Genomic DNA, 18,839 nt, shown 5'->3' with positions numbered 1-18,839 from the left:
CCTCAGGCAGCGCGGATCGGGAGGGAACTGAGAGTGGATATGAACGTGCCGGAGTCGATGACGCCTTGGCTCCGGGGCCAGACCGATGAGGCAGCGCTTGAGCAGGTGTCGCAGGAACTGACGGTCGGTGATGTGGCGTCACTTGTTGGCGTTAGCGTGCGGACTTTGCATCATTGGGATGCAGCCGGTCTGGTTCAGCCCCGAGGCCGCACGCCGGGAGGGTATCGGGCATATTCAGCCGTAGACGTAGGGCGCATCCATCGAGTGCTCGTCTACCAGGAACTCGGGTTCGCCCTGACGAAGATTGCCGCGCTTCTAGACGATCCCACTGTGGACGAGACGGAACAGCTTCAGCAGCAACGGCGACTGCTCGAAGAGCGGATCACCAGGCTTCGGCAGATGGCTGACGCCGTCGATCAGGTCTTGGCATCGAGAACGGCGGGAGCCACGCTCACCGCGCAGCAGCAGGCGGAGATCTTCGGTCAGGGCTGGCGTGAGGATTGGGCGGAAGAAGCGCGCGAACGCTGGGGAGACTCCGACGAATGGGCGCAGTTCGAGCGGAACGCGGCGGTGTCCTCGGAGGACGGCCGGAGACGGATGCAGGCCGATGGTGATGCCCTGTATTCGGAACTCGCGGCAGCGAAGCGCTCTGGTGTCGCACCCGGCAGCGATGAGGCCAATGACCTGGCGGAGCAGCATCGAGAGATGATCGGTCAGCTCTTCGCCTGCACCCATTCGATGCAGGTGTGCCTTGGACAGCGCTACGTCCAGGACGCACGATTCAGCGCCTACTTCGACGCGCGAGAACCAGAGCTTTCCTCGTGGCTTTCCGAAGTCATCGATGCAAACGCGCTGCGCCACGGCGTCGATCCTGCCAACGCTCGGTGGGAGTAGGCGCGCGCCCTCCCGCATCTTGACCCTGACGTCGCGTGAGGGCCCACGCTTGTGCGCATGGAGGCAGCGACGATTGCGAGCGAGACGCGTGAACCGGCGACGGTGCAGGCGATCGACAGCACACGCCACCCGGTCGCTCGGCGCATCGCCGACGTGCTGCGCAACCGTTCCGAGAGACCGAGCATCTTCGTCCTCGACGATCTGGAGAACATCGAGCAGGCCGTCGCCTGCGGGGTCGAGGTGGACAGCCTGTATCTCTCGGCCTCCGCCGACCCTTCTACGTTCGCCGGCATCGATGCAGATGTGCCGCGCTACGTCCTTGACGACAGTGTGGCGCGAACGCTGTTCGGGGAGCAGAAGCGTTCGCGCGTCTTTGCGCTGGCGCGTGCACCGAGACGTCCCCAACTCCGCGACCTGATCGGAACGACGGGTGACATCATCGTCCTCGACGGGGTGCGGATCGTCGGCAACATCGGAGCGATCACGCGGACGGCCTGCGCGCTCGGCGCGGCGGGCATCGTGCTGGTCGACAGCGGCCTGCGCACGATATGGGATCGCCGCCTGATCCGCGCCAGTCGCGGATTGGTGTTCGCGACCCCTGTCGTGCTCGCGACTCGCGCGGAATGCGCCGAGTTCATTCGGCAGGAAGGGCTCGTGCTCGCCGCGCTCTCGGCCGATGCTGTCGAACCGCTGAGTTCGATCCGCAGGGCGCGAGAACGTCTCGCGCTCGCGATGGGCAGTGAGCGCGAGGGAGTGTCGCGTGAACTGGATGCGCTGACCACATACCGATACTCGATCCCCATGGCTTCGAACGTGGAGTCCTTGAACGTCTCGGTCACCGCAGGTATCGCCCTCTTCGAGCACAAAACCGGGGAGCACCAGGACTCCCGATTGCGCGAGGTTGGTCGTCTATGACGGGTCGATGGTCCTTGAGAGCAGTGATCGCGGCGCACCAGGATGTCAGCGACCTCCCGCTCAGGACTCGGGGGTCAAGGCAGCACATTCCCGAACCCAGCCCGTCCCCGCCCGCATGAGCACACCAGTCGAAGAGGCCCAGATCCCGATGGTGGGCGCGAGCCCTCGCATCCCCAAGCCGCACGATGACGCGGTAGTCGGCTTTCGGGATGCTCACACAGGATGCTCTCCGCTGCCGTCGTCATGTTGCGCATCTGCGCGTATTCAGAGAATGGTGAACTTGGACAGGCATCTCGCGCGCCCGACTGCGAATGTGGCTTTCGCGGACCAGGGCGTGGGCCCACCCACCGTGGTGCTCACCCACGGGGCAGGGGTCGACCATTCGATGTTCGATGGGCTGGCGGCATCACTCGCCCAGCGCAGTGTCCGAGTGATCGTCTGGGATATCCGTGGGCACGGGCAGTCGACCCTCGGAGCCGGCGTACGATTCGCGGCCGTCGATGCACTCGAGGATCTCGGCGCGCTGCTGGCCGAGTGCGGCGTTGACACTCCGATACTGGTGGGGCATTCCCTCGGAGGCAACCTTGTGCAGGCGTTCGCGCAGGAGCACCCGGAGCGAGTGGGTGGGGTGATCATCCTCGACTCGGCGTGGAACGCCGGCCCGCTCTCGTGGATCGAGCGATTCGCGCTCCGAATCGCCGCTCCCATGCTCTCCGTGATTCCGGAGAGGGTTCTCCCTCGGGTGATGGCACGGGCCTCGGCCGAGTCCCCGGATGCGATCATTCGTACGGAGGCAGTGTTCGCTCGCATGCCCAAGCGCAGGTTCCTCGATGTCTGGGCAGCCACCGCATCGTTCGTGACGCCTGATCCCGCATACCGTTCCCCCGTGCCGATCGCTCTCGTTCGCGGCGAGCGGGATCGCACGGGCAACATCGCCACGGCCACGGCGCGGTGGGCCGAGGTCGAGATGGTCACCGAGCACGTCATCCCGAATGCTGGCCACATGGTCACCTGGGATGCACCAGAGGCGGTGTCGCGCGTCGTCCTCGAGATCCTCGAGGGCTGGGGGCTCCTGTCCACGCGGTCAGAGGGGACCGCGCTGTGACCCCGGATCAGGAGCATTTCGTGAACGCCATGGGCGACACGCTCGCCGGGTGGCAGCTTTCTCGAGCCACCGGACGCCTCTATGGCTACCTCCTGCTGCGCGGTGAGGCGTCCAGCTCCGAGCAATTGCGCGCCGCCCTGTCGCTCAGCTCCAGCGCGGTGAGCATGGCGATCCGCGAACTCGTGGCATGGGGATTGGTCCGCACGATCCCACACCCGGGCAGTCGTCGCTTCCTCATCGAGGCGGCCGGCGGATTTGAGCAGCTCCTCGCCGCCAGCCATCAGCGCACTCGCACCTTCATCCGCACGCTGCGTGCTGCCGAGGAACTCACCGAGAACGCTCAAGCGGCGGACCGCCTTCGCGACGTCACGGACCTGTTCACGTCCTACGTCGACGCCGGCGAACAAGTCCTCCGCCAACGTCCGCAACGGCGCACGAACACACAGGGAAGCTCATGCTGATCTTCATCACCGCCGCCGTCCTTCTCCTCACCGTCGGGGGCGTCGCCTTCGCTGCCCGGCGGACGATGCATCCTCCCGTCCCGCGGCCGGCAGCCGGCAAGATCACCGTCGCGGCGATCGGCGACAGCAACACCTATGGCGCAGGTGTGCTGCTCAAGGGCCGCAACAGATGGTCCTATCCGGCCCAGCTCGCCCAGATGCTCGGCGACCGGTACCAGGTGCTCAACTACGGACTGAATCGGCGCACACTTCAGCGCAACGGTGATTGGCCCTATGCCGCGAACCGATTCGCCGAGGCGTCTCTAGGAGCGCGCGCCGACATCGTCCTCATCATGCTGGGAACGAATGACGCACGAGGCGACAATTGGAACGCGAAGGCGTACGAGTCGGAACTTGCCGACTTCGCCGCCCGCTACAGCGCCGACCGCAGGTCGACCGTCTACCTCCTGACGCCGCCGGTCGCGTTCTCCAATCGCCGCGGCGTTTCCGAACGCATCGTCGCGGGAGAGGTCGCGCCGATCGTGCGTCGCGTTGCCGAGCAGCACAGCCTCCCTCTCATCGACATCTTCGATGTCACCGAACGAGGCGTCACGGCTCACCGCGACGGCGTCCACCTCGACGCCGCCGCGAGCAGACTCGTCGCGGAGACGATCGCGGCGACCGTCCGTCCCGAACAGGACCGCACGAGCGGATGACTCATCAAGCCTCCCGAGAAATGGTGCGTACGCCTGCTTGGTTGTTCACGCTGCTCGCCGCCGCGTTCGTGCTCTACACCGACGACTACGTGATCGCCGGAGTCCTGCCCGAACTCGCGGCCCATCTGGAAGTCAACGAAGGCCAGGCCGGGCAACTGATCACCGTGTTTTCCCTGAGCGTCGCCATCGCAGCACCGGTCACAGCCGTCGTCCTCGCGGACGTGCCTCGCCGAAGACTGTTCACGACCGCGTTACTGGTCTTCATCGCCGCGAACATCGGCGCAGCGACCACGGAGTCGTTCGCGGTCTTGACGACGCTGCGCGTGGCTGCTGCGCTCGCGGCCGCGGCGATGACCCCGGCGCTGTTCGCGTTCACCGCACGCCACGCACCACCGCAGAAGGTTGGCAGGTACATCGCCATCGTCTCGCTCGGCGTCACCGGATCGATCGCCGCCGGGGTGCCGTTCGGGACCTGGATCGGCGGCACCCTCGGATGGAGAGCCACCTTCGCGACGATGGCCATCGCCGGTGCTCTCGTCCTCATCCTCTTGCTCGATACCCTGCCCCGCTGCGAGGAAACCGACGGCGCGCCACGGCTGGCCGATCAGTTCCGCATCCTGCGGCGGGCTCAGATCTCACTCGGGTTGCTGGCGAACTGCCTGCTCATGACCAGCTCGATGATGATGCTCACCTACCTCGCCCCATATCTGTCCGCGACCACGACAGCAGGCATTGAGCAACGCGCACTCGCATTCGGCCTCTCCGGAATCGCAGGCATCGCGGGCATCTGGCTCGGTGGAATCGCCACCGACCGCCTCGGCGCAGACCGAACCCTGTTGATCGGTATCGGTACGATCGTCGCCGCGATGGTCGTGCTCTGGGTGCTCTGGACAGCCAGGCCCGCTCCACTGCCGCTCGCGCTGGTCGCAGCGACGCTGTGGGGCGGTATGGCGTTCTGGAACTCGCCAGCAATCCAAGCCCGCCTGCACCACCTCGCCGGTCCTGTCTCCGGGCAAGCCTTGGCGCTGAACACTTCCGGCACCTACCTCGGGGTATCCATCGGAGCCGCGACAGGAGGCACCATCCTCACCACCGCCGGAGTGAGCGCCCTCCCGCTCACGGCAGCAGGCTTCGCGATCGCTGCACTCCTCGTGCTCACCCTCGCCCGCAGCGCTACTCGAATCCCCGCGACTGGCTGATCGTGAGCAAGCCACCTCGTGCGCGAACGACAGCCGCCACCCGTCAAGCCGCCACCGTCCCCTAGACACAACAGTGTCAGCCGTGCTGCGGTGTCGCTGGCGCGACGGGCGGGGAGCTCCGTCGCCGGTTGCCGCATCGATCTGTTCGCGCAAGATGTCGGCATGACCGGCGTGCCGGGCCATCTCCTCGATCATGTGGACGTAGACCCAGCACAGTGATACCCAGCCGAGTCGATGGTGCGGCACGGTGTCGTCGAGGGCGAAGCGGGCCGCGATCCGCCGGGACTCAGTGCACGCCTCGGTGTATTCGGCGACCACGTCGGCGATCATCTCGTCCTCGGTGACCTGCCAGCTGGCGCCATCGCCGCGGGAGTTCCCGCTGAACTGTTCGCGGGGCTGTTGAGCAACGTTGATCTGCGCCAGGCCGATCTGTTCTGCCTGGTCCAGTGCGGCCAGCAGGTGCACCTGGGCCCCGGTCGGCCCACTGCCGCGCAGTGTCTTGCCGTCGACCCCGATCACTCGCCTGCCGGCCCCGGTCAGAACCGCCCGGCTGAGCGGCCAGCGGCACACCGCAGCATCGAGGGCGCCGGCGTCGATACCGGTCAGTACCCGGGACAGGGTGCTGTCGTCAGGCACCCGCTGGGCAACAGTGAACGCGTCGCGGGTTTGCACCGAGACGATCCCACGCCGCGTCCGGCAGGTCGGCGGCCCATTTGACGGTCTCCACGACGCGGCTCGATCCCGAAACCACCGCCGCGATCGCGATCGCGAGCAGTCCCGGCAGCGGATGGATCCGGCCGCCGGCGTCCCGTGGGTCCGGAACCCGGGCGAGGGCCTGCAGCAACCCTGGCGTGTCCTGTTCCGACAGCGGCAAAATTCGCCGCTGCACCGATCGCGACTCCTGCGTGACAAGACGCCTTTGATAAACAGCGTAAGTCCCAGCCACCGGAACTACATTGATCGATGCCTTGACTCCATGCGCCGCCCTGCTCATGATTTACTGCGGCGGTTCAACAGTGAGGGTCAATGTGATGACGCAGGTAGAGCCACCGGCAGGAGGCCCCACATCAGCCGTCACTCTCAGCGAGCCTGAAAAAAATGGCGGACTCGCGCGTGCCAGTTCAGGCACGAGGGATTGGCTGACACGTGGGGCCCATCGGCGGGAACTGAGCATCGCGAGCCTCGGTTCAGTGCTCCTCGCTGTCGCGATGATCTGGCTGATTCCGCCGTACGCGGTTCGCGTGGTGACTGCCGGCGCCAAGACTGTGCCGATCGCCGACCCGGCCCACACCATCGTCGGTGACGTGGGTGACCCGACGGCCCAAGCATGGCTGGTGGGATGGGGTGGCCACGCACTTACCAACGGTCTGCGTGGCCTGTGGGACACCAACGCTTTTTATCCCGACACGTACGGCCTAGCCCTGAACGACAGCCTGCTCGGCTATGCCCCGGCAGGGCTGATAGGCAACGGTGTAGTCGGCGCCGTGCTGCGCTACAACATCCTGTTCGTGCTGGCTTTCGCGCTCGCCTTCCTCGGCGGCTACGCGCTCCTGCGCCAACTTGGCGCGAATAAGGTCGCCGCCGCAGTAGCCGGGGCCGCCCTCGCCTACGCGCCTTGGCGCTACGGCCACGACGGCCATCTGAATATTCTCTCCACCGGTGGTATCACTCTGGCCCTGGCGATGCTGGCGCGCGGCCACGGACTCTCGTTCACACGCGGCTACCTTGCCGAACGAGTCCGGCCGGGATGGGCGTTCGCTGGCTGGCTCGTCGCGGCCTGGCAGGTCAGCCTAGGCTTCGGCGTGGGGCTGGGATTCGTATATGTCCTCGCCGCCCTCTGCCTGATCACACTGATAGCCTGGCTGATCCACCGCCCACGCCTTGGCCTCCGGCTGATCGTCGGTGATCTGATCGGCGGGCTGGTCTTCACCGCAGTGACCGGATACTTCGCGTACGCGTACCAACACGTGCGCGAGCTCAACCCAAATGTCACCCGGGACTGGGACTACGTCGCGTACTTCTCCCCGACACTGCGCGGACTTCTCGTGGCGCCGCAGTCCTCGCTGCCCTGGGGCACCCTGCACAACGACGCCCGCACCGCTCTTGGTGGCATACCGACTGAGAAAGTGCTGCTGTGCGGGTATGCACTGTATGCACTGGCCTTCGCCGGCCTGTTCCTATCCCGCTGGTCACCGGTGCAACGGCTTCTGCTGCTGTTTGGGGCGGTCGTCGGAGTGTTGTTCGCGCTAGGCACGAACGGGCCGATCTACCGCCTGCTCTATCTTTACGTGCCCGGGTTCGATGGATCCCGTACACCAGGCCGGTTGATCTTGTGGCCCACTCTCTGCCTGGCCATTCTCGCGGCCGGCCTGGTTACCCACCTGGCCGACGTGGCTCGCAGGGGCGCCAAGCCGAAATGGTCGGTGGGAGCGGCACGGCTACTGACCGTTCCGTTGCTGGTCCTCGTGCTAGCTGAGGGCCTGCCTGACCTGCACCACCCCCAAACCCCAGCCAAACCGGCCGCGGTGGCGCTAGCCTCCGCGCACGCTCCGATCATGGTATTGCCGTCCGACGACAGCGTCGACCTCCATGTCCTACTTTGGTCGACCGACGGTTTTCCCGCCATGGTCAACGGTGCGGCCAGCTACACCACACCCAACCGTCAGGCGATCCGCGACGTTATGGCGACCTTCCCCAGCGAGCCGGCCTTGGATCGGTTGCACGAACTCGGCATCCGCAGCGTCGTCCTGCTGCGCGACCGACTCCAAGGCACCCCATACGAACCACTGCTTAACATCCCCGACGTACCCGGCATCACCCGCCACGACGTCGGGTCAGACGTGGTTTACACCATCGACACCAACACGAAGTGATGTTGGGCATGTCCTCGCCGTGGTGCTTCGGCCTGGCCGGCATCCGTCCGTAGATGGTCCGGCCGGCCCTCCGATCCGTAGCCTCGGCCGAGCTGTCCAAAACGGTCCGCCCCCGGCGTTCGTGGCTGGTCCTGCTCCTGCAGGTGCTTCGTCCGTACCTCATGGTCCGAGGCTGTTGCTGTCAACGGTTGCTGTCAGCCCTGGCACCCGATCCCGGAGACATCAGCGGTTCACGAAGCCGGGGTAGGCGTCCACGCGTCCATCGAGCCGCTGCACCATGAGCTGGTCGCCTTTGCGCCAGATCGTCTCGCCGGGGTACACGAGGACCGGTTGATCCAGGACGAAGTGGCCCCAGCGATCAATCAGCGTGAGGCGGTCGGCCTGCTCGCGGAACGATGGACTTCTCCTTTTGGGCGTGCTCATGCTCGACAGCATCGGCCAGGCGGCAGCCGGGCTCAACAGCTGGCGCTTGACGAGTCCTGACCGGGATCGCAGTGACCTACGAATTACGAGATCAAATTGCCCGTACCGTCGACCTGGGCACATGCGGGTCTAGCAGCGGAAACGCCTCTCGACATCTCACACCGCTCCCCCGCCGTCCGTCGACCTCTTGCGGACCAGATGCGGACTGCTCGCCTGCTGCCGACCAGCGTGGGTCGCTGCTCTCCGCTGAGTTGGCGCGGCCCGAGCCAGCTACGGTCGTCGCGTGAACGTGGTCAACGTAGTTCAGAAGTTCGGGATGGACGACTTCCTCGAACGTTCCTGGGAGTTGCCTTCGGAAGTGATCGAGCCGCTACGAGAGCACGTCAACGTCGGAGATGATGGCTGGATCATCGATGCATGGCCCATGATGGAGCAGATCGCGGCCATCGTTCAGCCATGGGTGACCGAGGAATTCGATGTCGCCTCAGGTGCCTGGTTCGTTGAATCGTGGAGCGGCCCCGAACAGGTGCAGCTTCCGGGCCACAGCCTCTAGCCCGCGAGCGGATCTCCATGGCACACCGCAGACCCCTGCCTTACAAAGATCAAGACTCTTGTCGGCCGACGTCGGTGGCCACCGCTGACCTGCGCCGCTTGTCGGCCGCTGCCGCCCGCCTTCGGCGCTCGTCGGTCGGCTTGGCTGTACGGATGGCTGTACAGCCGTCAGTCTTCGCGATCGGTCCCGGCGTGCCTGCGTCGCTCCTGAAGTCGCCGCAACCTGCGGAGGTACTGCCCGGCGTAGGAGCGCTGCGCATCATCTAGCGCCTGCGCGTCCGGGTCGGCAAACTCTTCGTAGTAGGAGATCTCGGCCGGGTCGTGGTCGTGCTCGATCAGTTCGCCGAGCGCCTAGGCGTCGTGCGCCAGCGGCAACCTCTTCGCCGCATCCTCGCGCCAGATGTGCCCGCTGATGTCGTCCTCTGCACGCGGGCGATGGTAGACCCAACGAGGCTCGGCACCGTCAGTTTGGAAGAGCGCGCTCAACCGGTCGCGATGCCCCAAGGGTCGAGTACGTCTTATGCTCGCTCGTGCCCGTTCGTTCTCGTGGCTACCGGCCCATAGGAAGGCAGCCCATGGCGGCCTGCGGCTTGCGGCTTTGGCCATCGACGACCGGGCAAGCTGGTGCGCCGGATGCGAGGCAGTGGTTGAGATCGCGGGCGTCGAGCCACGCCTGATGGGCTGCGTAGATCCTGCGCAGCCCGTCGTGCTCTTCGCGCAGCGCCAGGAAGTCGTCCAGGCATTGGAACAGCGTTTCGGTGGCGCGGGCATCGGTCTCGGGGTCCATCTCGCGCGGGCTCTTCTCGCCTTCCGCCTCGGACAGTCGCAGAACCAGGCTCCACCAGACCAAGTTGCTCCCACACCCGACGCGGGTCACCAGCCACTCCTGAAAGCCAGTGAGCAGGCTGCGAGCGTTCCCGTGGTCGCAGCCCTCGACGAACGCAACGACGCTGGCGAAGTCTGCCCCGAGTAGATACATGAGCGGCCGCTTACGCACCAGAGCGAAAAGCTCACGGTAGTTCCCGATCACCAACCCGCTTCACCACCCATGTGCCCGCTGCCCGTCTGCTGATCGTGCCATCGCATCCGATGCTCCTAGGTCGGACGAAGGCGGCTCATACGGGAACCATACGGCTTCGTAGCGGATCTCCTCGTCGGACAGTCGTAGACCGTCCAGCCTCCCCGGACGGGGCCAAGGTCGTTCGTCCGGTAGGGCGCTCCACCTTGTCCCCGTCCGGGGAGGCTGGTAGCCCTTGTGGTGCCCGGCGAGGTGATCAGCGGCTGATCTCTGAGGAGGGCCGGGGTTCGGGGCGGAGATCCGAGGTCTTCGAGTTGTCGTCCGTCAGCGTGGCCGGCCGGCCCGGCCGATGCCGGCCGGAGGTCGCCAGCAGGCCGGGGCCGGGCCGGCGCAGCCCGCTTGCGGGCCGCCTTGATCCAGAGAACAAACAATTCGGCAAATGACCCGGGTAGCCACCTGAAACTTGACCAACGGTCAAGCAGCGCCAGCCAGCCCCAACTTGACTGATCTTGGTCCCCAGAACGGCGAAAGGGCCGACCCGATATCCGGATCAGCCCTTGACCTGCGTCGGGACGGCCGGATTCGAACCGACGACCCCTTGTTACCGCCAGTAATCGGACCAAGCTTGTCATTGCTTGCCGAAAGCGGTCGCTGAGCTGCAGAGACACCGCCAGACGCTCATCACTCCTTGTCACCCTTCGTCAACGATCAAGCGGGGTTTTCGGGGGGTAAACGGGGGTCCCTCACGGATCCCCGCCAGGTCTGATCGCCCTCGCTGGCCGTGCCACCGCGCCCGCCTTACGGCATGAGTGAGTCCCCCCGCTTTGCTGGAGCAGTGGTTACCTGCTGCCGGCTGGTGCAGGGGTGGGGATAGTTGGCTCGGCTGGGCCGTGCTGGCGGGTGTGCCAGGCGGTCTCGTACTCGTCGGGGCTGAGGTAGCCCAGTTCGCGTTGGATGCGGCGGGTGTTGTACCAGCCGTCGATGTAGGCGAAGATCGCGTTCTCGGCCTCGTCTCGGGTGCGCCATGAGGTGCGGTAGACGAGTTCGATCTTCAGCGTCGACCAGAAGTTCTCCATGAGCGCGTTGTCGAATGAGTCACCCATGGAGCCCATTGAGGGCAGGATTCCGTTGTCCTGTAAGCGTTCCGCGAAGCGAAAAGACGTGTAGTTCGACCCGCGGCCCGAGTGGCGGATCAGCTGGCCGTCGCGGACGTCGCGGGACCAGATGCCGTATTCGAGGGCGGCGAGGATCAGGTCGGTGTCGCAGCGGTCGGAGGTCTTCCAGCCGACGATCCGGCGGGGAGAACGCATCACGGACCGCGGCCAGCCAGAACACGCCCTCGCCGCAGGGGATGCGGGGTGGCATCGGCGACCCAGAGCCGGTTCGACCCGGGCGCGGTGAACTGCCGGTTGACCAGATCCGGCGCCGGCGTCGCCCGTGGGTCCTGCCTCGTGGAGCCGCCGCGCCAGCCTCGACGCAGGAACGCGCCCTGCCAGCCCTGGGCAGCCATCAGCCGCTCGACCCGCTTGCGGCCCACGCGAATTCCGTCACGGCGCAACTGCCGGTGCACCCGGTCCGCGCCGTAGGTGCGCCCAGACGCCTCCCAGATCTCGTGGATGTTGGACATCAGCCCCAGGTCGACCACGTCGCGGTCGCAGGGCTGCTCGACCTGCCGGACCCACGCGTAGTAAGTCGAGGCGCCGATGTTCAGGACCCGTAGCAGGAGCACGACCGCGAACTGGTCACGGTGTTCAAAAATGAACGTCATGACCGTCGCCGGGTCGGGCCAAGCTCCGCCGCGAAATACGCACTCGCCGCTTTCAGGATCTCGTTCGGCCGCCGCAGCTCCGCCACCTCGCGACGCAGCCGCCGGTTCTCCTCGACCATCTCGCTGGTGGGCCGATCGATGCGCTCGCCTGCGTCGGCCTCGGCCTGCCGGATCCAGTTCCGCAACGCCTCGTGATGCACGCCGAGTTGCTCGGCCGCCGGATGACGGGCTTTGGGTCCGACTCGGTACAAACGCACCGCGCGCTGACGCAGCTCGTCGGGTACTTCTTCGTTGCTGCCACGGACGACTTCCTCCCCACGGCCATCAGACCCTGATCAAGAAGCTCGATGAAAGCGGGGGCCGCTCAAGGTCTCCTCGCGTCGACAATCAGCCCAGGGGTCTGATGCGGCGTGACGAAATGGCCAGCTTCTTCAGTCAGCATTCGGCCGGGAGGATGGTGGCATCACCTCGGAGGGATTCTTGGGCTGCAGGCGAACCAACGTACCGCGGTTAGGGTCGTCTTCATCCGGCTGCACGGTCCATCCAGGTGGCCATTCCCGGTCGGCATCGCGGCCGCTTTCGAGGTACTCGTCGCTCGGCGGCAGTACGCGCGCGCCATTGAACATGGCATCCAGGGGCGTATCAGATTGGAATGAGACTCCACCGCTAAAGGTAGCCTCTTCAAACGTGGCGCTATCGATGAAGCGTGCCATGTCAAACCAGGCGCCGCCGTTGAAGGTGACCTTGCTGAACACGGCATAGCCGCCGTAACGGCTGTAGGCCAAGTTGACGTCGACCTTAAAAACTGCTTCGTCGAACCAGACACCGTCATGGAAGGCTGCACTGACGAAGCCAGCTTCCACGAAGGTCGCCCCACGAAAGTCGGTGTGGCCGGCGAAGGTCGCTTTGTCGAACACGGCCTCCTCGTCGAAGCTTGCGCCGCGGAACCCGGCGAAGCCGAAGAAGGTAGCGCCAGTGAAGATCGTGGAGGCTGCAAATTTTGCCCGGTCGAAGACTGCCCCGAGGACCGACAACCCGGCGAACTCAAAGTCGACGAGAGATGCACCGGTCAAGTCCAGACTGATGCCAGGCCAGAAGACGTCGTCCTCGGACGCAACCCGTTGCTGCGCGCGCCCGGCGTCCGCAGCCGACACATCGCGGGGGAGACAGAGGTGGCCAGCGAGGAGACGTTGAGCAGTCAGACGCACTTGGAGCTGCTGCGCGTGCTCCTCCTTTGCGGCCGGCGTAGCTGAATCCGCGAGTGAGTAGGGCATGCGCAAGTAGGCGCACAACACGTCGACCACGGTCTGCCGCTGTCCCAGGTTTGCCTGAGCGAGCTGCGCCAAGGAGTACAGGGCACCGAGCCGAACCGGCGCTTGGGCATGACCGAGCTGCTCGACCGCTTTCATGTAGAGGTCGTTGACATGCCTAACCTCGATGAGCCGATGTGATCGGTCTTGCTCGATCCGCCGGTCCGCTTGATCACGCTGGTTCTGGCGATAGGTGCTGTAGGTGACAACGAGACCGCCAGCCACGGCAAGTCCGGCCAGGGCCTGCACAAGCGTTGTCCGTACGTCGTTCCTGGCCTTGAACTTCTGCTCGGCTGTCAGTCCCTGATGAGGGTATCGGGTGAGTAGCCACGGACCCACCACAAGCGCGAACGCGAGCAGGAGCCCGCCCACGAGGCCGCCAACTCCCCATACCCAGGGACGCGCGCCCCGCACTCGATGCTCTGCCATGGTTCTCCGCATCTGCCTGAAGGGCCACGTTCTCACGCAGTGTTGGGCGGCGACAACCAAGGCCCAAACACAGGGCAGCGTGGAGTGCTGCGTCTGTCGCGGGTGGAAGGTCGGCTCGTGTGGCGTCGAGGATGCCGACGAGTCGGTGTGATGGCGTACCGTCCGATGCGGGGCGTCTCTGATCGGACGAGGAAAATCCTCTGGGCCAGGGCCGGCGGACGGTGTTCCGTCTGCCGCTGCCAGGTCATCACAAAGGAAACTGAGCCTGACGACCCGTCCGTGTCCTTCAAATCGGCCAGCACGTCACGTAGGTCTCGCATCGGCCAGCCGAACTCTACGAAGCCTCACGAGTCGAGTGTGGCAAATGCGGCGTCGACCAGAGCAAGCAGCCGATTGGCGGGCACCGCGGACGAGTCGAACGTCTCGGTCCAACGCCGACTGCACGCCAGGGACCACCTCCAGGGGCCCGTGAACCGACCAATCTGGGAGGTCGGATTCGAGCGGTCGTCGCAACGGTGACGGTCGTCAGGGTGCCAGAGCGGCGTGGAAGACGTCGGCCGGGTGCGCCAGCCTAGCGTCTTGCGAGGCCGGTCGTTGAGGCGTTGCTCGACGGTGCGGAGATCGGCGGCGGTGTGCTGCGACAGGTCCCTGCGGTTGGGGAAGTACTGGCGCAGCGGACCGTTGGTGATCTCGTTCGTGCCGCGCTGCGACGGCCGGCCGGGATGGGCGAAGAGCACCCCGTCACGCAGCAACGGTGCAACCTGCTGTTGATGGGCCATCTCCGCGCCCTGGTCCCAGGTCAGTGTGAGGCGCTCGGCCTCGGGAAGTCCCGCCAGTACGGCGAGGGGCGCGTCGCGGACGGCTTCGGCGGTGCGGTCGACGGGCAGGTGCACCAGCCGCAGGTATCCACATCCCGGTTTGATTGGCGCACCTCCGTGTCACTGTCCCCAGTGGCGGGTAGACCGTAGATCGTGTCGGCTGGTGACAGGCGCCATCAGTCCTCGTCGCGCGGTGGCCCCGTCGACACATGGCCCCAGGCCTGGCCCGGTCGACGGGTCGACGAGCGCCTTCGCCGGGGCGTCCGCCTGCCAGTTCGTCACCACTACGGCGTCGGACGCGGCGTCGGAGCGCTCGAAGGCGTACGGCCAATGCGGCATCAGCACCAGGCCGTGACCGGCGAGGCGGGCGAAGACGTGTGCCCTGGGCCGCGCACTGTAGTCACCGCACTGCGCCGGTGGTCTCGTGGCTCTCCGCTTTGAGGAGGCGCACAGCACCTGAGGCCGGCTGGAATGCCTGCCGAGGATTCCTGCCCAGGCCCTGATCAGGAGGCTCCCTGTGCGTGCCCTCGTAAGTACCGCCGCGGTCGACCGCACCGTCCGGGTGTCGGTCGGCTGCGGAATCGTCAATCTACGCCGTGGTCGCGGCGGTGCGCTGCCAACGCCCGCTGGTCCGGCCGGTGCGTGGGATCCGCCGTCGGCGGGAGTTCAACCCCGGCGAACTCGCCGTAGTGGTCGAGCCCTTCCGCAACCTGGACCCGGTACGAGTCGTCGATCCAGAGCAACCCTTGGTCGAAGAGGTTGTGTAGGTCCGCTCGGAGTAGAAGGCCATTGGATACCCGGTTGGTGGCCGGCCCGTCGTACGGCTCGATGTGCGCGGCCTGTAGCGCCGCCTCCACGCCGCAACCGCTGATCGCACAGCGGCCCTGGTACGCCTCGATGAGTTGGCGACGGAAGTCGGCCTGTCCCTGTCGGGCCGTCACCTGCGCCAGCCGCCGACGGCGGCCCTCTGGCAGTCCCTCGGGTTCGGGCGCCCGGGCCTCGTCCAGGATCTTGGCCAGGCGGTCCGCCTCTACCGGCTGCACGGCGCGAACGCCCTGCACGACCTTCTCCAATACGTCTGTCCCCGCCACGCCGCGTCTGAGTAGGAAACGGGTGAGCGGCACCTCCCAGCGAATCTCCAGCCGCCACTCCGAACCGTCGCCGTCGGCGCGGAGGTACGGGTCAGCCCAGGCGGTCCCAGCGGCCACGACCCGCCGGTGCGGGGTGCTGGCGTAGACCCAGATAAGGTCCCCGGCCCGGATCTGATGGAAGCAGGAGGAGAGGTGCCAGTCGTCGTATGCGCCGTCGGCTGGCAGGCTCCCAAACATCTCCGGCACGTCCTGGTGGTAGCCCCACATCTCGGTCCGGTCGTTTACCGGATAGATCCACTCGGTGTCGGGGCGCGCGCGGTCCAGCACCTCGTCGACAAGCCGGTGGCTGTGCCCGGCGCCCTGCATAGTCCGCGCGGTGAGGAGGGCGGAGGTCAGGTGCCGGACTGCGGCAGCGAAGCGCTCGTCGGCGAGCGCCGCAACCAGCTGGTCGTACGGACCACACACCCGAGCCTGGTCCGGTCCCGCGTCCCGGTAGTCCGACCGCTCCTCGGTGAGGCCCGGAAACTCCCGGGCCAGGGCTCGGCCGGTCGGCCAGTGCCGACGGAGCACGGACTGCCGGACGACGACGAACCCCTCGGCTACGTCCTGGTTCTCCGGATCGAGCGGTTGGTGCAGAACAAAGGTCTCCATCGTTCGCATGCACACCGCGGACAGCCGACGCGGGCTGCTCTTGGTGTTCGGCAGGCAGGAAAGGGTCCAGTACTCCCGCTCCGTGCCGGCCGGGTTGGGCACCGCGACGTCCAGGTACGCCCGGTTCGCCTCGACCACGGCGGAGTAGTACGCGCTCTCGCTGAGCCGCTCGAACTGGTTTTTGCCGTTGGCCACCATATGCTTCGCCGACTCCTCGTCCCGGCCTGAGGCCGACGACCCGAGCGCCCCCAAGTGGGCGATGAAGGAATGGTGATGCTAGTAAATGCGCTGACAAGCACGCTGCCACCGGAGAAAGCCGGGGGTCAGAACGGGACCAACAGCCGACGCGGAACGACCCGCTCGGGTGGCTGTCGTCACCCGAGCGCTCCTCTCGGTGGCCGCCCGGGAGGTTGTCACGGTTGTTGGACGGAAGCAGGCTGGGAACTGGCGGAGACTCCGCCGAGTGATCAGGAAGCAGGTGCCACAGTGGCCCCGATCGAGGTCGCCGGTCGACCTGTGAACGACCCGCTTGGTGTCTTCGTCGACTACTGCAAGGGGCATGCCCGCACGGTCCGCGCCTACGACTGGCTGGCCGGCACGCACCCCGTGCTGACGCCGAAGCTCATCAAGGTAACTCGCGCACCGTACATGGGCAGCAGAATTAGTCGAGAGCAGGAGCGCCACCTGCTCCGGTTGAGCGAAACCGCGCCCTGGGACGATGTCCCGCTCGACGCCCACCTCCGCGACGCCGACCCAATGCTCGACGACGGCCACTACGACTGTGCGCGCCGGTTGTACCAGCACTTTTTCCAGGATCGTCCGCAAGGGCTCGGGCACGCGAAGGTGAGCAAGGCCTTACACCTGGTGCGGCCTGGCCTGTTCCTCATCCTCGACAGCGCGCTGCTGCGGCGGTACCGGCGGGCCGCCGAGGTCGCGGCACGTGAACTGCAGCAGGCAGGCAGCCGGCACGCACCACCGCGGCGGGCCTACTGGGCGGCATACCGCACGGATCTGCTGCGGGCCACCGAGGGCCTCGCGTTGTTGCGGGGCGCCGCACGCGACCACGACGATCCACTGGTCGCCGAGGCAGCGGATCGCCTGTCGGACGTACGCCTGCTGGACATCCTCGCCTGGATGCCGGACCGAGGGGCTTCAGCGGCCTCGTGACGGTTGACCTGCGACGCCAGCACCAATATGTGGTCATGGGCGTCAGGCCCCGCCTCAGACCGATACGGTCGGCGATATGACCTCTGTGGATGCCGGCGAAGGACTGCCCACGCTCGGCAAGCTCGAACTACTCGACGCGCGGCAAGTCTGGAAGCACGAGGCGCACACCTTCACGCCGTGGTTGCTGGCGAACGCGGACGTGCTCGGCGAGCTGCTCGGCATGGACTTGGCGCTGTCGTCAGCGGAACCACCCGGTGGGCGGATTCTCGTTGGACCTGATCGGCGTCGATGAGGCGACGAACGAGACAGTAATCATCGAAAACCAGCTGACGAGGACAGACCACGGCCACCTGGGTCAGTTGCTGACCTACGCCGGTGGGACGGATCCGGTCAACGTGGTGTGGATCGCGACCGAGTTTCGCGACGAGCATCGGGCCGCGTTGGACTGGCTCAACACCCGTACGGACAAGAACACGCGGTTCTTCGGCATTGAGATCAGTGCGGTACGCATCGGCGAGTCGGCGCCGGCGCCCCTCATGCGCCTGGTCGTGCAGCCGAACGACTGGGGCAAGAAGGTCAAGGCGATCGCCAAGGGCGACACCGCGGCAAGCGACCGAGCATTGGCCTACCAGGAGTTCTGGACGAGATTCCTGGAGACGGTCCATGACCGCAAGCTCGGGTGGACGACGTCGACCAAGGGCTCGCCGCAGAACTGGCAGTCCCTGCCCGCCGGTATGAACGGCATGCCGTACACGTGCACGTTCGGCCGATCGGGCCTGTCGAGCGAAATTTACTTTCAGGACCCCGACCCCGCGGTCAACGACGCGCATTTCGCCGCCGCCCGCGCCAAGCTGGAGCCGACCTTCGGAAACACCCTGTCGTACGAACCACTACAGGCCAGGAAGGGTTGCCGCATCGCGGAGTACCGCAAGGGTGACATCGGCAACGGAGACGACTGGCCCGAGTACATAACCTGGTTCATCGATGCTCAGACCCGCCTTCGAAAGGCGATAGCCGAAGCCGGTGGCCTGGCCCCGCTCATCACTCCCTAGCGGTGCACCATTCTCGGTGAGGCGAAGCGGCGAGGAGGTGGCATGCCACTGCGCGAGATCAACGACGCACACCTGCGGCGGCCACGACGCGGCCCGGTTCGCCACCCTCGGGCTCTACGAGCGCAAGGACCTGCAACGACTCCTCCGGGAACGACATCGCCGTGCTCACTCCCGATCCTCTGGTCGTGGCCAAGGAGTTCGGCAACTGGGAGGACTCCCCGCGCCGGGTCGACCTGCTCGCCGTAGACAAGGCCGGTCATCTCATGGTCATCGATCTCAAGCGCACGGACGACGGCGGCCACATGGGAACGAGAGGATTTGAACCCAGAAGAACCTCTTGTCGAGCCTCGTTCAGGACTTGTCATTGCTTGTCAAAACCCCTTGTTACCGAACGTAGCCACCCCCGACCTTGTCATTG

Annotated in this window: 19 protein-coding genes and 2 pseudogenes; 11 read left to right on the top strand and 10 right to left on the bottom strand. The window is 66.1% G+C overall.

Going from position 1 to position 18,839, the window contains the following annotated elements; translation table 11 throughout:
• Positions 1 to 39: 39 nt before the first annotated feature.
• From GA0070619_RS08660 to GA0070619_RS08635, 6 genes are all read left to right on the top strand, one after another.
• Positions 40 to 894, top strand: a complete 855-nt coding sequence (locus GA0070619_RS08660) for a MerR family transcriptional regulator (RefSeq protein ID WP_231927455.1) — start codon at positions 40 to 42, stop codon at positions 892 to 894.
• A 57-nt stretch (positions 895 to 951) separates the two neighbouring features.
• Positions 952 to 1,809 carry a TrmH family RNA methyltransferase gene (locus GA0070619_RS08655; protein ID WP_088947580.1) on the top strand — a complete coding sequence of 286 codons (858 nt, stop codon included), beginning with the start codon at positions 952 to 954 and terminating at the stop codon, positions 1,807 to 1,809.
• A gap of 280 nt (positions 1,810 to 2,089) precedes the next feature.
• A complete protein-coding gene (locus GA0070619_RS08650; protein ID WP_197699615.1) occupies positions 2,090 to 2,914 on the top strand; it encodes an alpha/beta fold hydrolase in 825 nt (274 codons plus the stop codon).
• Complete coding sequence (locus tag GA0070619_RS08645) at positions 2,911 to 3,375, top strand: GbsR/MarR family transcriptional regulator (RefSeq protein ID WP_088947578.1); 465 nt, start codon at positions 2,911 to 2,913, stop codon at positions 3,373 to 3,375. Before GA0070619_RS08650 ends, GA0070619_RS08645 begins: the two co-directional genes overlap by 4 nt.
• Positions 3,369 to 4,070, top strand: coding sequence for a GDSL-type esterase/lipase family protein (locus GA0070619_RS08640; protein ID WP_088947577.1), 702 nt, complete (start codon positions 3,369 to 3,371; stop codon positions 4,068 to 4,070). The genes GA0070619_RS08645 and GA0070619_RS08640 overlap by 7 nt, the downstream gene beginning before the upstream one ends.
• Positions 4,071 to 4,111: 41 nt before the next feature.
• Positions 4,112 to 5,269, top strand: coding sequence for an MFS transporter (locus GA0070619_RS08635; RefSeq protein ID WP_197699614.1), 1,158 nt, complete (start codon positions 4,112 to 4,114; stop codon positions 5,267 to 5,269).
• 195 nt (positions 5,270 to 5,464) lie between these two features.
• Here the strand turns inward: GA0070619_RS08635 and GA0070619_RS33330 are convergent.
• Both GA0070619_RS33330 and GA0070619_RS34055 read right to left on the bottom strand, forming a co-directional pair.
• Positions 5,465 to 5,734 (bottom strand): annotated as a pseudogene (locus tag GA0070619_RS33330) (mycothiol transferase); the annotation flags it as partial.
• 163 nt (positions 5,735 to 5,897) lie between these two features.
• The gene (locus tag GA0070619_RS34055; RefSeq protein ID WP_088947575.1) at positions 5,898 to 6,263 is read right to left on the bottom strand and encodes a transposase family protein; all 366 of its coding nucleotides are present in this window, start codon (positions 6,261 to 6,263) and stop codon (positions 5,898 to 5,900) included.
• Positions 6,264 to 6,459: 196 nt separating this feature from the next.
• Here GA0070619_RS34055 and GA0070619_RS08620 point away from each other — a divergent pair, with 196 nt between their 5' ends.
• Positions 6,460 to 8,142, top strand: a complete 1,683-nt coding sequence (locus tag GA0070619_RS08620; RefSeq protein WP_231927333.1) for a hypothetical protein — start codon at positions 6,460 to 6,462, stop codon at positions 8,140 to 8,142.
• A 222-nt stretch (positions 8,143 to 8,364) separates the two neighbouring features.
• On the opposite strand, the gene GA0070619_RS08615 is transcribed toward GA0070619_RS08620, so the two are convergent.
• The gene (locus GA0070619_RS08615) at positions 8,365 to 8,565 is read right to left on the bottom strand and encodes a hypothetical protein (protein WP_157743949.1); all 201 of its coding nucleotides are present in this window, start codon (positions 8,563 to 8,565) and stop codon (positions 8,365 to 8,367) included.
• A gap of 283 nt (positions 8,566 to 8,848) precedes the next feature.
• On the opposite strand from GA0070619_RS08615, the gene GA0070619_RS08610 reads away from it, so the two are divergent.
• Positions 8,849 to 9,118: a hypothetical protein gene (locus tag GA0070619_RS08610; protein WP_088947573.1), complete on the top strand. Its 270-nt coding sequence runs from the start codon at positions 8,849 to 8,851 to the stop codon at positions 9,116 to 9,118.
• A 549-nt stretch (positions 9,119 to 9,667) separates the two neighbouring features.
• On the opposite strand, the gene GA0070619_RS08605 is transcribed toward GA0070619_RS08610, so the two are convergent.
• The 7 genes and pseudogenes from GA0070619_RS08605 to GA0070619_RS08575 form a co-directional block, all read right to left on the bottom strand.
• Positions 9,668 to 10,147 carry a hypothetical protein gene (locus GA0070619_RS08605; protein ID WP_088947572.1) on the bottom strand — a complete coding sequence of 160 codons (480 nt, stop codon included), beginning with the start codon at positions 10,145 to 10,147 and terminating at the stop codon, positions 9,668 to 9,670.
• An 827-nt stretch (positions 10,148 to 10,974) separates the two neighbouring features.
• Positions 10,975 to 11,445, bottom strand: a complete 471-nt coding sequence (locus GA0070619_RS08600) for an IS3 family transposase (protein WP_088947571.1) — start codon at positions 11,443 to 11,445, stop codon at positions 10,975 to 10,977.
• On the bottom strand, positions 11,445 to 11,903 hold the full coding sequence (locus GA0070619_RS08595) for an IS3 family transposase (RefSeq protein WP_088947570.1): 459 nt from the start codon (positions 11,901 to 11,903) through the stop codon (positions 11,445 to 11,447). The genes GA0070619_RS08600 and GA0070619_RS08595 overlap by 1 nt, the downstream gene beginning before the upstream one ends.
• Entirely contained in the window at positions 11,900 to 12,175 is a 276-nt protein-coding gene (locus tag GA0070619_RS08590; protein WP_088947569.1) for a transposase, read from the bottom strand. The genes GA0070619_RS08595 and GA0070619_RS08590 overlap by 4 nt, the downstream gene beginning before the upstream one ends.
• Positions 12,176 to 12,334: 159 nt before the next feature.
• Complete coding sequence (locus GA0070619_RS08585; RefSeq protein ID WP_172862003.1) at positions 12,335 to 13,585, bottom strand: pentapeptide repeat-containing protein; 1,251 nt, start codon at positions 13,583 to 13,585, stop codon at positions 12,335 to 12,337.
• 582 nt (positions 13,586 to 14,167) lie between these two features.
• Positions 14,168 to 14,547: pseudogene (locus tag GA0070619_RS08580) on the bottom strand (IS30 family transposase); the annotation flags it as partial.
• 497 nt (positions 14,548 to 15,044) lie between these two features.
• On the bottom strand, positions 15,045 to 16,397 hold the full coding sequence (locus GA0070619_RS08575; protein ID WP_197699613.1) for an HNH endonuclease: 1,353 nt from the start codon (positions 16,395 to 16,397) through the stop codon (positions 15,045 to 15,047).
• 291 nt (positions 16,398 to 16,688) lie between these two features.
• Here GA0070619_RS08575 and GA0070619_RS08570 point away from each other — a divergent pair, with 291 nt between their 5' ends.
• The 3 genes from GA0070619_RS08570 to GA0070619_RS08565 all read left to right on the top strand — a co-directional run bounded on the left by GA0070619_RS08570 (position 16,689) and on the right by GA0070619_RS08565 (position 18,421).
• Positions 16,689 to 17,369, top strand: a complete 681-nt coding sequence (locus GA0070619_RS08570; protein WP_088947567.1) for a DUF6308 family protein — start codon at positions 16,689 to 16,691, stop codon at positions 17,367 to 17,369.
• Positions 17,370 to 17,445: 76 nt separating this feature from the next.
• The gene (locus GA0070619_RS33005; protein WP_197699612.1) at positions 17,446 to 17,661 is read left to right on the top strand and encodes a hypothetical protein; all 216 of its coding nucleotides are present in this window, start codon (positions 17,446 to 17,448) and stop codon (positions 17,659 to 17,661) included.
• Positions 17,639 to 18,421 (top strand): DUF4268 domain-containing protein, encoded by a 783-nt coding sequence (locus GA0070619_RS08565; protein WP_197699611.1) that lies wholly within the window; start codon positions 17,639 to 17,641, stop codon positions 18,419 to 18,421. Before GA0070619_RS33005 ends, GA0070619_RS08565 begins: the two co-directional genes overlap by 23 nt.
• Positions 18,422 to 18,839: the final 418 nt, after the last annotated feature.

The sequence above is a fragment of the Micromonospora zamorensis genome, assembly GCF_900090275.1.
Classification (GTDB): Bacteria; Actinomycetota; Actinomycetes; order Mycobacteriales; family Micromonosporaceae; genus Micromonospora; species Micromonospora zamorensis.
This window is presented reverse-complemented; position numbering and strand designations above follow the sequence as displayed.